11 protein-coding genes are annotated in these 12,530 nt (G+C 72.0%); 6 read left to right on the top strand and 5 right to left on the bottom strand.

Annotation, left to right across the window (positions count from 1 at the left end; all coding sequences use genetic code 11):
* Nucleotides 1-15: 15 nt before the first annotated feature.
* A complete protein-coding gene (locus ATL40_RS10665; protein WP_211283106.1) occupies nt 16-1,707 on the bottom strand; it encodes a serine hydrolase in 1,692 nt (563 codons plus the stop codon).
* 101 nt (nt 1,708-1,808) lie between these two features.
* On the bottom strand, nt 1,809-2,498 hold the full coding sequence (locus tag ATL40_RS10660; protein WP_245867012.1) for an ATP-binding protein: 690 nt from the start codon (nt 2,496-2,498) through the stop codon (nt 1,809-1,811).
* 104 nt (nt 2,499-2,602) lie between these two features.
* On the opposite strand from ATL40_RS10660, the gene ATL40_RS10655 reads away from it, so the two are divergent.
* From ATL40_RS10655 to ATL40_RS10635, 5 genes are all read left to right on the top strand, one after another.
* Nucleotides 2,603-3,208, top strand: a complete 606-nt coding sequence (locus tag ATL40_RS10655) for a GNAT family N-acetyltransferase (RefSeq protein WP_098469507.1) — start codon at nt 2,603-2,605, stop codon at nt 3,206-3,208.
* Nucleotides 3,209-3,325: 117 nt separating this feature from the next.
* Entirely contained in the window at nt 3,326-4,507 is a 1,182-nt protein-coding gene (xylA, locus tag ATL40_RS10650; RefSeq protein WP_098469506.1) for a xylose isomerase, read from the top strand.
* A 107-nt stretch (nt 4,508-4,614) separates the two neighbouring features.
* Nucleotides 4,615-6,039 carry a xylulokinase gene (xylB, locus tag ATL40_RS10645; protein WP_098469505.1) on the top strand — a complete coding sequence of 475 codons (1,425 nt, stop codon included), beginning with the start codon at nt 4,615-4,617 and terminating at the stop codon, nt 6,037-6,039.
* 10 nt (nt 6,040-6,049) lie between these two features.
* Nucleotides 6,050-7,255, top strand: a complete 1,206-nt coding sequence (locus ATL40_RS10640; RefSeq protein ID WP_098469504.1) for an ROK family protein — start codon at nt 6,050-6,052, stop codon at nt 7,253-7,255.
* A 66-nt stretch (nt 7,256-7,321) separates the two neighbouring features.
* A complete protein-coding gene (locus ATL40_RS10635) occupies nt 7,322-7,885 on the top strand; it encodes a YceI family protein (protein ID WP_098469503.1) in 564 nt (187 codons plus the stop codon).
* On the opposite strand, the gene ATL40_RS10630 is transcribed toward ATL40_RS10635, so the two are convergent.
* Nucleotides 7,860-8,705, bottom strand: a complete 846-nt coding sequence (locus ATL40_RS10630; protein ID WP_245867010.1) for a tryptophan-rich sensory protein — start codon at nt 8,703-8,705, stop codon at nt 7,860-7,862. The two genes, ATL40_RS10635 and ATL40_RS10630, sit on opposite strands and share 26 nt — an antisense overlap.
* An 89-nt stretch (nt 8,706-8,794) precedes the next feature.
* Entirely contained in the window at nt 8,795-10,006 is a 1,212-nt protein-coding gene (locus tag ATL40_RS10625; RefSeq protein WP_098469502.1) for an alpha-hydroxy acid oxidase, read from the bottom strand.
* Between the two features lie 86 nt (nt 10,007-10,092).
* Between ATL40_RS10625 and ATL40_RS10620 the strand changes: the two genes are divergently transcribed.
* Nucleotides 10,093-11,160 (top strand): alpha/beta hydrolase, encoded by a 1,068-nt coding sequence (locus ATL40_RS10620; protein WP_098469501.1) that lies wholly within the window; start codon nt 10,093-10,095, stop codon nt 11,158-11,160.
* Between the two features lie 94 nt (nt 11,161-11,254).
* Here the strand turns inward: ATL40_RS10620 and ATL40_RS10615 are convergent, their stop codons facing one another.
* On the bottom strand, nt 11,255-12,397 hold the full coding sequence (locus ATL40_RS10615; protein ID WP_098470444.1) for an acyl-CoA dehydrogenase family protein: 1,143 nt from the start codon (nt 12,395-12,397) through the stop codon (nt 11,255-11,257).
* Between the last annotated feature and the right edge of the window lie 133 nt (nt 12,398-12,530).

Genomic DNA, 12,530 nt, shown 5'->3' with positions numbered 1-12,530 from the left:
GTCAGGCCGCCCGCATCAGTTCGCCCGGGTCCAGGTCCCCAGGCCCGTGGCGTCGAAGAACTCCAGGGTCATGGTCTCCGCGCGGGCGGTGCCGTCGGGCACCGTGAAGGTGGCGGAGGAGAGCGAGCCGAGCGGCGCGTTCTCCCCCGTGGGGACGAACGCGAAGGTGTCCCCGTCCCACGGCTGGAGTTCCAGGACGTACCCGCCGTCCGGGCCCAGTTCGGCCACGAGGGTCTCACCCGCGACGCTCACGACCGCCTCGCCGTAGTAGTCGTTCTCCCAGGCGCCCGTGTAGGTCGCCAGGTCCTGCGGCGCGGCGGCGTCGGCGGGGGGATCCTGCTCGGCCAGGTCCCCGACCGGAGCGTGATAGGGCTCGAAGAGTGCGCCGTACCCGGCGGCCCAGTCGCGTGTCACCTCGCCGTACTCCGCGAGGTCTGCCAGGGAGGCCGTGATCGCCTCGGCGGCACCCACGGGTCCGCCGTTGGTGAGCGCCACGACGGCCACGTCCAGGCCCGGCAGCACCACGAAGGAGGTGCCGGTGCCGATCACGAAGGCGCCGGAGTGGCTGAGCTTGGGCTGCCCGCCGGCGGTGACGCCCACGTTGAATCCGTAGCCGTAGGATCCCGACCGCGCCTGCGGCACGGAGGCAGGGGCGGAGAAGGACTGCGGCGTGATGGCCGGCTGCAGCGCCTCCGGGGCGATCAGCTCCTGCCCCTGCGGCCCCACGCCGTCGTTCAGCAGGAGTTGCAACCACAGCGCGAGGTCGCTCGCGGTGGAACTCACCCCGCCCGCCGGGGACTGCGGGTCCGGGTCCCGCTCGGCGACGTGCTCGAACTCGCCGTCGCCCAGGTACATGTGCAGCGTGGCGCGGTTCGCCGCCGCCTCGTAGTCCACGTGCCGGGAACTGGTGGAGGTCATGCCGAGTGGGTCGTACAGAGCGTCCTGCGAGAGGTCCTCCCACGTGGTGCCGGCGGCGTGGGCCACGGCCTCGCCGCCCGCGGTCGTGCCGTAGTTGGCGTAGGCGTAGGAGGTGCGGAAGGGGTTCAGCGGCTGGTACACGAGGCGCTGCAGGATCTCGGTGCGGTCGTAGCCGATGTCCTCCAGGAGGTCGCCCGCAGCGTGCGGCAGACCCGTGCGGTGGGAGTACAGATCACCGATCGTCACATGCTCGCTGACCCACGCATCGCTCAGCTCGAGCTCGGGGAGGTAGGTGTGGGAGGGGTCGTCCCAGGAGACGACACCGTCGGTCACCTGGGTGGCCACCACGGTGGCACCGACGGACTTGGAGACCGAGGCGATCTGGAAGACCGTCTCGGCATCCACCGGCTCCCCGGTGGTGAGGTCCCGGACGCCGAAGCCGCCGGTGTAGAGCACCTCATCCCCGGTCACGATCGCGACGGCGGCACCCGGCACCCCGGTATCGGCGAGCACCTGGTCGACGACCTGCTCGACCTGGTCGACCGCGGCCTGCGCGGAGCCGCCGGGGAACACCGTGGTATCGCCGTCGGGGCCGAGGTCGGACAGGGTGAGATCACCCGTGATGGACCCGTCGGTGGTGGCGTCCTCGGGCGCCGCCGAGGGCGTGGGGTCCGGGCTCTCGCCGTCCTCGGGGGTGCAGGCGGTCGCGAGGGCCAGGAGCGCGGTGCAGGCAGCGATCAGGGCCGGTCGGGTGCGGCGGATTCGGGTCGTAGCGCGCGGCGAGGACACAGGAGGCCTTTCGTCGGGGGATTATGCGAGTGTTCCTCATGTGAGGAACTCCTGCACCCGGAATGGGCTCCGGTTCTCCGCGCGTGGTGCGTTGAGCGGCCTCAGTCGGCGATGAGTTGCGCCAGGTGCTCTTCGGCACCCTGCCGCGGTAGGGGGTGCAGGCCGCACGAACGCCAGGTGCGCACCATCCTCGGTTCGTCCCGCCACAGCGCCGCCCCACGCCGCAGGAGATCCAGCGGAGGCTTGCGGTTCTCCCCGATGTCCCGGGCGAATCGGCGCATCGCGGTCAGGTGCCGGGACTGCTGCAGGTAGTAGCCACCGGCGAGCAGTCCGCGCTCGCGCAGCGGCCGCGCGATCTCGGCGGCGAAGATCCCTTCGGCCAGCAGCGCCGGAGCGCCCGTGACGTCGATGCTCTCCTGGCCTGTGCGCCGGGAGAGCGGGATGCTGTAGGTGGGTGCCATCAGCCGATCGCCGAAGCACGCGGCAGCGAGCGCCTCCACCGCGGCCTCGGCGTTCCAGGTGGCGACGTCGTCCCAGTCCACGATGCCGCGCGTGCGTGGCAAGCCCGGCTCGTCGTGGTCGTAGTAGAAGTCGTCCAGGCGGGCGACCGGGAGGCCGAGGGCCCGCGCCACGGAGCTCTTGCCCGATCCCGAGGCACCGGCGAGCAGGATCACCCGGCGGGTGGGGACGTGGGCATCCCGGGGGAGGTCGAACAGGGCCTCGCCGTCCTGCCCCTGCCCGTGCTCGGCGCGTGGGCCGGGGTGGCGTTCGCTCTCGGATCGGGACGGCACCGTGCGATCCTATCCAGTCCCATCGGGGCGGGTGGCGCCAGCGCGCGCCCGCGGGAGAGCCCCCTGTCCGCCGGCTGATTCTCGCGAGTCCCTATGCTCGCGCCATGTCAGCCGTGCGTCCCTACCGCCCCACCGATGATCGCGCCCTCGCCCGGATCTGCGTCCTGACGGGGGACAGCGGCGGCGATGCGACCGGGGTGTTCGACGACGACCTGCTGCCCGAGCTCTTCCTCCTGCCGTATCTGGAGCGGCACCCGGACCTGGCCTTCGTCCTCGCGGACGAGGAGGACACGCCGATCGGCTACATCGTGGGCACCGACGACACCGCGGCCTTCGAGGCGTGGTTCGCGGGGTCCTGGTGGTCTCAGCGTGGCGCGACACGCTGGCCGCGGCCGGCGCCCGTGCGCACGCGGTCCGATGCGATGGTCGCCTACGGCTACTCGCGTGGGCAGGGTGGGGCGGACGACGGCGTAGCCCCCGTGGGCTACCCGGCCCACCTGCACATCGACCTGCTCCCGCGGGCGCAGGGCGGGGGATGGGGGCGGGTCCTGATCGGCGTGCTGGCCGACGCGCTGCGCGCTCGGGGCTGTGAGGGGCTGCACGCCTCCGCCTCGCGCGCCAATCCGGGAGCGCTCGCCTTCTACCCGCGGGTCGGATTCGTGCCCGTGGGCGGCGACGACGCCGCCACCTTCGGTCTCACCCTGCGCTGATCACGTGCCGCGCTCCGGCGTTGACGGGACGCGCACGAGGCTATAAGTTCAACGGGTGAATGAATCTCGACGGCGAGACGCGGCGTCGAGGGCGACCTGCGAGCGAAAGAGGCAGTGATGGTGCGTGCAGCAACCCCCGAGGACAAGTTCTCCTTCGGTCTGTGGACCGTGGCCTGGGCGGGCAAGGACCAGTTCGGCGACGCCACCCGCGCCGACCTCGCACCCTGGGAGTACCTGGCCCCGCTGAAGGAGGCCGGCGCCTGGGGCGTGACCTTCCACGACGACGACGTGGTGCCCTTCGGCGCCGGGGACTCCGAGCGCGAGGAGATCCTCGCCCGGTTCAAGCAGACCGCCGACGAGGTCGGCCTCGTCATCGAGATGGTCACCACCAACACCTTCAGCCACCCCGTGTTCAAGGACGGCGGCTTCAGCGCCAACGACCGCGCCGTCCGCCGCTTCGGGCTGCGCAAGGTGCTGCGCAACGTGGACCTGGCCGCCGAGCTCGGCGCCTCCACCTTCGTGATGTGGGGCGGGCGCGAGGGCACCGAGTACGACGGCTCCAAGGACCTGCACTCCGCGCTCGAGCGCTACGCCGAGGGCCTGGACACCGTGGCCGCCTACATCAAGGAGAAGGGCTACGACCTGCGCATCGCGCTGGAGCCGAAGCCGAACGAGCCCCGCGGTGACATCTTCCTGCCGACCATCGGGCACGCCCTCGGTCTCATCGCACAGCTCGAGAACGGTGACATCGTGGGCCTGAACCCCGAGACCGGGCACGAGCAGATGGCGGGCCTGAACTACACCCACGGCCTCGCGCAGGCGCTGTGGGCGGGCAAGCTCTTCCACATCGACCTCAACGGGCAGCGCTCCATCAAGTACGACCAGGACCTGGTCTTCGGTCACGGTGACCTGTTCTCGGCGTTCTTCACCGTGGACCTGCTGGAGAACGGCTTCCCGAACGGCGGCCCGACCTACACCGGCCCGCGCCACTTCGACTACAAGCCCTCGCGCACCGAGGGTTTCGACGGCGTGTGGGCCTCGGCCAAGGCCAACATCGACACCTACCTGATGCTGGCGGAGAAGGCCAAGGCCTACCGCGAGGACCCGCGCACCCAGGCCGCCTTCGAGGCGGCCGGCGTGTTCGAGGCCGCGCAGCCCACCCTGGCCGCCGGGGAGTCGATCGCCGACCTGCTCGCCGACCGCAGCGCCTTCGAGGACTTCGACGCCGACGCCGCCGGCGCCCGGGAGACCAACTACGTGGCGCTGAACCAGCTCGCCCTCGAGCACCTCATCGGCTGACCCGACCCCCCGGCCGCGAGGTGGTTCCGGCGGACGCAACCACCTCGCGGTGGGGGCGCAACCACCTCGCCGTACTCTGACCACGCTCGCCGACGGAGGACGAGACCATGACCACGCCCACGCTCGTAGCCGGGATCGACTCCTCGACCCAGTCCTGCAAGGTGGTGATCCGCGAGGCCGAGAGCGGCGCCCTGGTGCGCTCGGGGTCCGCGCCCCATCCCGCCGGCACACAAGTGGACCCCGAGGCGTGGTGGCGCGCCCTCCAGGTCGCCGTCGAGCAGGCCGGGGGGCTGGCGGACGTCGCCGCCGTCAGCGTGGGCGGGCAGCAGCACGGCATGGTCACGCTCGATGAGCAGGGCAGGCCGATCCGCCCCGCGATGCTGTGGAACGACAACTCCTCCGGGCAGGCGGCCGCCGACCTGGTCGAGGAGCTGGGGGCCGAGCGCTGGGCCCGGGAGACCGGCACCGTGCCGGTCGCCTCGATCACCGCCACGAAACTGCGCTGGCTCGCCGAGCACGAGCCCGAGAACGCCGCCCGGGTCGCGGCCGTCTGCCTGCCGCACGACTACCTCACCTGGCGACTGCGGGGGTCGACGGCGATCGGTGACCTGGTCACGGACACCTCCGACGCCTCCGGCACCGGCTACTTCGACGCCTCCCGGGGCGCCTACCGCCGGGAGCTGCTGCGGCACGCCTTCGGGCGCGAGGACATCGTCCTGCCGCGGGTGGCGGCCCCGACCGAGGCGGTCGGTGAACTCGCCACCTTCTCCTCACGCGCCGTGCTGGGCCCCGGGGCCGGCGACAATGCCTCGGCGGCCCTCGCGCTCGGCCTCGGCCCCGGCGATGTGCTCCTCTCGGTGGGCACCTCCGGGGTGGTGTGCGCCGTCGTGGCCGATCCCGTCGCGGACCTCACCGGGACGGTCGCCGGTTTCGCCGACGCCACCGGGCACTACCTGCCCCTGGTGGCCACCGTGAACTGCGCACAGGTGCTGGACGCCACCCGCTCGCTGCTCGGGGTCGACGTCCACCAACTCGCCGATCTCGCGCTCAGCGTCCCGGCGGGCAGCGACGGTCTCACCCTCGTCCCCTACCTACAGGGTGAGCGCACCCCGAACCTGCCGAACGCGACCGGGGCGCTGCATGGCATCACGCTGGAGAACTACACCCCCGCCCACCTGGCCCGGGCGGCCTTCGAGGCCGTCGTGTGCGGCCTCGGCGTCGGGATCGATGCCGTGCGCGCCGTCGGACTGGAGGTGGGCTCAGTACGCATGGTCGGCGGCGCCGTGAGATCCCCCGCGATGCGCGAGATCGCCCCGAGCGTACTCGGGATCGACATCGCCCTGCCGGAGCCCGGGGAGTACGTGGCCGACGGCGCAGCCCGCCAGGCGGCCTGGGTGCTGGCCTCGGGTGCGGGCCCGGCCGAGCTGCCGAACTGGAGCGCGCCGGTCGGGGCGACGGCCACTGCCACACCTGCCCCTACCGTGCGTGCGGCGTACGCTCGCGCGGCGCCGCACTACCTGGACCGACAGTAGGCTCGGTCGAATGGAGTCCCCGGCGGTCGCGCGCCAGCACAGCCTGCGGGAGATGAACCTCTCCACGGTGCTGCGCACGGTCTTCGACGCCGAGATGCCGATCTCGCGGGCGCAGGTCGCCGCGCGCACGGGACTCACCCGGGCCACCGTCTCCACGCTCGTAGACGCCCTGGTGGGAGCCCGATTGCTCCTCGAACTCCCGCCGGCGGCCCCCACCCGGGCGGGGCGTCCCGCCATCCCCCTGGCGCCGCACCCGCGCTCGCTGGTGGGCCTGGGGCTCGAGGTGAACGTCAACTACCTGGGGATCTGCGCCGTCGACCTCACCGGGGCGGTGATCCGGCGCTGGGTCAGCCCCGCAGCACCCGCGAGCCGGTCCGCGCCCGAGGTGCTCGCGGAGCTCGGGACCCGGGCGCGCGAGATGATCGCGGACCTCGCCGAGCGCGGGATGGCGGTGGGTGGGGCGCGGCTCGCGCTTCCGGGTCTGGTCCGCCCCGACACCGGCCGCCTCGAGGTGGCCCCCAACCTGAACTGGCACGACCTGGACCCCGTGCCCCTCCTGGGCTTGGACGGGATCCAGGTCGAGGTGCGCAACGAGGCCAAACTGGCGGGCCTGGCGCAGACCCCGATGCGGGCCGGGATGACGGCCGGCGAGCCGACCGCTCAGCTCCCGGCGACGTTCCTGTACGTCTCCGCGGACGTGGGCATCGGCTCCGCCGTCCTGGTGGCGCGGGAGCTGTACCAGGGGCAGCACGGGTGGAGTGGCGAGATCGGGCACGTCGTGGTCGAGGCGGATGGCGCACCGTGCAGTTGTGGGAACCGCGGATGCCTGGAGCAGTACGCGGGCCGGTCCGCACTGCTGCGTGCCGCGGGCCTGCCGAGCAGCGGCGACCCCGGCGACGTCGCCGCCGCCCTGGAGCGGGGCGATGAGCGCGCGCTGGCGGCCGTAGCCACCACCGCCACCGCGCTGGCCCGCGCGCTGGGGGATGCGCTCAATCTCCTGGACGTCGACGCCGTGGTCCTCGGCGGGATCTACGCACCGCTCTTCGAGGCCCTGGCGCCCCTGGTGGCCCCGCGCCTGAACGACGCCGTGCTCTCGAGCCGATGGGCGCCGATTACGCTTCACCGTGCGCCGGTGGAGGGACACGCCGCACTGATCGGTGGGGCGAGGGAGGTGCTGCGAGCGGTTCTCGCTGCGCCGACGCGCTGGACCGGGTAGGTTCGGCAGGCCGGGGTTGCACCCGTCGCACGCAGCGGCGCGGACGTATGGGGAAGGAAAGAACAGATGGACGACAACGTGGGGATGTTGGCGGGGGAGTGGGACTTCGATCCCGCGCACACCCGGATCGGGTTCTCCGCGCGGCATGCGATGGTGACGTCGGTGCGCGGGGCATTCAACGAGGTCACGGGGCACCTCGTGGTGGATCCTGAGGACCTGTCGGCCTCCAGTGCGCACGTGGTGGTGCAGGTGGCCAGCATCGACACCCGCAACTCCCAGCGCGATGCGCACCTGCGCAGCGCGGACTTCTTCGACGTGGACGTGTGGCCCACGATCGAGTTCACCTCCACCGCGATCGAGGAGGTCGAGGACAGCGCCTACGCCGTCACCGGTGACCTGCGCATCCGCGACATCACCCGGCAGGTGATGATCCCCGTCACCCTCATCGGGGTGCACCGGGACGCCACCGGCGCGCTGCGCGCGGGATTCGAGGGCTCCCGCAGGCTCAACCGGCGCGATTTCGGGCTGGAGTGGAACGTGGCCCTGGACACCGGCGGCGTGTTGGTCTCCGAGCGCATCTCGCTCGAGCTCGAGATCTCCGCCGTCAAGCGCGAGGACTCGGCGCAGTAGCGGGCCTCGGGGCACGCACCGCCCCGAGGGCCCCGAGCAGGAGCACGACGGCGGCTGCCGCGAGGGCCACGACGACCGTGATGGTGGAGTCGGGCCCCGCGGTGAGCCGGCCGATCGCGATCCACACCAGGCCCCAGGTGGAGGTAAGGGTGACGCCGATCGCCACGGCGCGCTGACCCGCAGCCAGGGCGGTGACCCCGCACACGGCGGCGGCCACTGCCAGGACCACCGTGACCCACACCCCCTCGGGCAGGAACGACAGGTCCCACGAGGAGAAGGCGAGCACGGCCGTCACGTTGGCCACGGTCGCCACACACACCCATCCCAGGTACAGGCCCACCGTGGTGCCCACGATCAGGGAGTCCAGGCGTGGCGCCGCCGGCCGAGCGCGCAGCAGGACCAGGCAGCGTGCCAGCACGGCGACCAGCGCGCCGATGATCGGCACGGTCAGCCCGAGCAGGCCGAGTTGCGCCGCGCTGATCCACGCGGCGTTGAGGACCAGCGAGGCCAGGACCCACCACCCCAGGGTGCGGTGCAGCGGCAGTGCGGCCCGTGAGGGGAGCGCCTGCAGGATCACGGTCACGATCAGCGCGAGATAGATCACGCTCCAGACCCGGAACGCCCCGGTGCCGGGGGCCAGGACGGTGGCATCGGCCGCCAGCGCACCGCTGGCGGCGTTCTGGATCTCCTGGCCGCCGAAGGCACCGGCGCCCCACGCTGCGACTGCCATGGCGGCCGCGCCCACCACGACCAGGGTGACTTGACGCAGCCGGTCGGCGGAGGTGGCCACAGGTCCTGGGGGCATCGATGAGGTGGTCATCTCCCCATCGTGACCCGCACCAGCCGCCGCTCACCAGGGCGTCGGCGGAAGCCGGTGTTCGCGACGACCGCGGCAGAGAGCGCTCCGAGTCAGCGCAGCGTGACGTGACCGGGGTTCAGGTCCTCGATGGCGTTCACTCCGAGCAACGTCATCGTGCGGCGGATCTCCCCGGAGAGGATCTCCACGGCGCGTTCCACGCCCCGCTCGCCGCCCGCCATCAGGCCGTACAGGTAGGCGCGGCCCACCATGGTCGCGTGCGCGCCCAGGGCGATCGCCGCCACGATGTCGCCGCCGGACATGATGCCCGTGTCGACCCAGACCTGCGTGCGCTCACCGATCGCCTCGCGCACCTGCGGGACGAGGCGCAGGGGCACGGGTGCGCGGTCCAACTGTCTCCCGCCGTGGTTGGAGAGCACCACGGCATCGGCCCCGGCGGCGCTGACCTTCTTGGCGTCCGCAAGGGTCTGGATGCCCTTGATGACCAGAGGGCCGTCCCAGTTCTCCCGCAGCCACTCCAGGTCCGCCATGGTCATCGTGGGGTCGAAGAGGGAGTCCAAGAGCTCACCCACGGTCCCGTCCCAGGAGTCCAGGGAGGCGAACTCCAGCGGTGGCGTGGTGACCAGGTCGATCCACCAGTTCGGGTGCATCGCGCCGTCGGCGATCGTCCTCAGGGACAGTTGCGGGGGGATCGCGAAGCCGTTGCGGGTGTCCCGGTGCCGGGCACCGGCAACGGGGACGTCCACCGTGAGCTGCAGCGCGTCGAAGCCCGCCGCCTTGGCGCGCGCCATGAGGTCCTCGCCGCGCGACCGGTCGCGCCACACGTACAACTGGAACCATTTGCGGGCGCCCGGTGCGGCAGCCGCGACGTCCTCGATCGAGGTGGTGCCCATCGTGGACAGGGCGTAGGGGATGCCATGGCGCTCGGCCACCCGTGCCACGGCGGACTCACCCTCGGTGTGCATCATCCGGGTGAATCCGGTGGGGGCGAAGGAGAACGGGAGCGCGGCGCGCGTGCCGAGCATGTCGGTGGTGGTGTCCACCTGACTGACGTCCTGCAGGATCGCGGGGTGGAACTCGAGGTTCGCGAAGGTGCGGCGGGCACGGCGCAGTGAGATCTCCGCCTCCGCTGCGCCATCGGTGTAGTCGAAGACCGACCGGGGCGTGCGGCGCATGGCGAGATCGCGCAGATCGGCGACGGTGAGGGCCTTGGCGAGTCGGCGGCGGGTGCCGTCCGGGTCGAACGGGCGCAGGCGGATGAGCTCGCTGAGCTCACGGAGGTCGGGGAGTTGGCGCTGGACCACAGGTGCTCCTTCGTCGGATGCCACGAGCCTAATCAAACCAACGCCTCGGTACGGCATGTGCTCGTGACGGTGCCGATAATGGGTCGGTGGTCTCGAGCGTGTGGCAGATCTGGGCTGCCGTGGTGGTGGCGATCCTCCTGGCAGTCGTCTTCCTGTGGCTGGCGATCCGGGCGGTGCGCCGGTCCCCTGAGCGCCGCGTCGCGCGCAGCCTGGGATGGTGGCTTGCCGCCGTGCTCGCCGTCACCGTCGCACTGATGGGCATCGGGGGTGCCAGCAGCGGATACTTCACCAGTTGGCGCTCGGTGGGCCTCCTCCTGCAGGCGGCCTTCGGCGCCGACCCCGATCCACTGCCGCCGGGTGAGAGGGTCCGGCCGGTGCGCGCCACCACGAACGAGCGTGGGTCGGTGGTGGAGGTGATGATCCCCTCCACGAGCCCCGGTGTGCCCGACGCCGACTCGTTCGTCTACCTGCCGCCCGGGTACAGCCAGGGTGCCCAGGAGGACTACCCGATCGCGTACCTCATGCACGGATCCCCCGGCTACGCCTCGGACTGGTTCGGTGCCGCCGACCTCGACGGCGCGCTGGACGATTTGATCTCCACTGGTGCGCTGCCGGCGATGATCGTGCTGGCCCCGGACATGGATCTCGGCCGCGCCTCGGAACCGGTGAACTACCCAGGCGAGGGCCCGCAGCGGGCCACGTTCTTCACCCAGGACGTGCGTTCCTGGGCCGCCGACCACCTGCCCGTGCGGGCGGCAGCCGATCAACAGGTCATCGGTGGGATGAGCGCCGGGGGCCTGGGCGCCCTGACTATCGGCCTCGGCGAGGGCCTGGGGGAGTTCGGCGGGATCCTCTCGATCATGCCCTACCTCACTCCCGAGGCGGCCGTCGTCCGCGGGGACCCCGAGGCGCTGGCCGCGGCCTCCCCGCTCCCGGTGATCGCCGCTGCGGGCGACCTGGACGGCATGCCGATCTACCTGGGGATTCCCTCGGTGGACGGCACTGGGGAGGGTGAGCAGATCGCAGAGGCGCTGCTGGCGGCGGGTGCCGATGTCGAGCTCCACGTGGTCCCCGGCGGTCACGACTGGGAGGCGGCCAGGCTCCTGGCGCTGGACGGGCTACCGCGGCTGGTGGCCGACCTGGGCTGGCAGTAGGCCACGGTCTCCGTGCGGAAGCGCCGAGACCGTACCGTGCGGGCACGGCCTCGGCGCAGGAGGCACGGTCTCGCGGGACCCAGCGTGGCCCGGTCTAGGGCAACGGCCCCAGGATCGAGGAGGCGACGGTGGCGTGCGCGGACTCCTCATCGCTGGGATGGAAGATCCCCGCGAGCACGTCCCGGTACAACCGGGACAGTTCGTTCCCGGCGGAGTACCCGGCACCACCGCTGACGCGGAAGGCGATGTCGACCACGGCGCGGGCGTTCTCCACCGCCCTCACCTTCAGCCCCACGACCTGGGCGAACCACCGCGCGCCGTGCGGGTACCCCTCGTCCACATCCCGCGCCAGGGCCCGCACCTGTAGCACGGAGGAGTCCTGCAGTAGGGCGGCATCGGCGATCTTCCACCGGATGTCGGGGTCGACGGCGTAGCTCGCCCCGGTGCGCATCGAAGTACGGCGCTGCACGGCCTGGGCGGCCAGCTCCAGGCCACGGGCACCGATGCCGGTGTACACGGCGGCCAGCAGCACCTCGAACGTGGTGAACAGCGCGAAGGTGAACGGATCAGAGTTGGGCCCGGGGGCCAGGCGCCGGTAGACCCGGGCCGCGGGTGCGTGCGCGCCCGCGAGCACGGTGGACTCCGATCGGGTGGCGCGCATCCCCAGCGTGTCCCAGTCCCCGCGGCTCTCGGTGCCCTCACGGGTGACGACGCCGTGCACGAGCAGCGGGTTCTCCGGGTCGCTGTCATCGCGCCCGAAGGTCGCCAGCCGCGTCCACACCGGGCTGAGGGAGGTGAAGATCTTGGTGCCCCAGTACCGGTAGCCGCCCTCGCCGTCGGGTTCGGCCCGGGTGCGGGAGTCGAACATCACCCAGTCGTTGCCGGCTTCGGAGTTGCCGAAGGCGTAGACCTCACCTGCGGCCGCATCCCGCAGGATGAAGTCGGTGGTCGCGTCCCCGGTGCGGTGCAGGGCCGCTGCGAGACCGGTGACCACCAGATGCATGTTCACGGCCAGCGCGGTCGCGGGGGCGGCCGCCGCGAGGCGCTGCTGCTCGGAAGCCACCTCCTGCAGCGTGAAGCCGGATCCTCCCATGTCCTCGGGGACGAAGGCGCGTAGGTACCCGGCGTCGGCGAGGTCGGCCAGGTCCTCGTGGGGGAAGGTGTTCTCCGCGTCGTGGTGCGCGGCACGATCGTGGATGCGGGCCAGCAGATCATCGGTGAGCAGCGTGCGTGCCATGCCCCAAGACTGCCAGGTGTGCAGGAGACCGTGCGTGGCACCGGTGCGGATATGCCTGTGGCCGGTCGGCAGGGGGGAGCGACCGGCCACAGCGAGTCCGCGTCGTTGAGGACACCATGCACGCTAACCCAGG

Source organism: Serinibacter salmoneus, assembly GCF_002563925.1.
Lineage (GTDB): Bacteria > Actinomycetota > Actinomycetes > Actinomycetales > Beutenbergiaceae > Serinibacter > Serinibacter salmoneus.
Note: the sequence above shows the minus strand (reverse complement) of the source record. Positions and strands in the feature narration are given on the sequence as shown.

Coding starts and splice junctions, on each gene's coding strand:
- ATL40_RS10640 (WP_098469504.1), top strand. CDS start 6,050: ATGGAGTCCCCGGCGGTCGCGCGCCAGCACAGCCTGCGGGAGATGAAC.
- xylA (WP_098469506.1), top strand. CDS start 3,326: ATGGTGCGTGCAGCAACCCCCGAGGACAAGTTCTCCTTCGGTCTGTGG.
- ATL40_RS10635 (WP_098469503.1), top strand. CDS start 7,322: ATGGACGACAACGTGGGGATGTTGGCGGGGGAGTGGGACTTCGATCCC.
- ATL40_RS10655 (WP_098469507.1), top strand. CDS start 2,603: ATGTCAGCCGTGCGTCCCTACCGCCCCACCGATGATCGCGCCCTCGCC.
- ATL40_RS10615 (WP_098470444.1), bottom strand. CDS start 12,397: ATGGCACGCACGCTGCTCACCGATGATCTGCTGGCCCGCATCCACGAT.
- xylB (WP_098469505.1), top strand. CDS start 4,615: ATGACCACGCCCACGCTCGTAGCCGGGATCGACTCCTCGACCCAGTCC.
- ATL40_RS10630 (WP_245867010.1), bottom strand. CDS start 8,705: ATGACCACCTCATCGATGCCCCCAGGACCTGTGGCCACCTCCGCCGAC.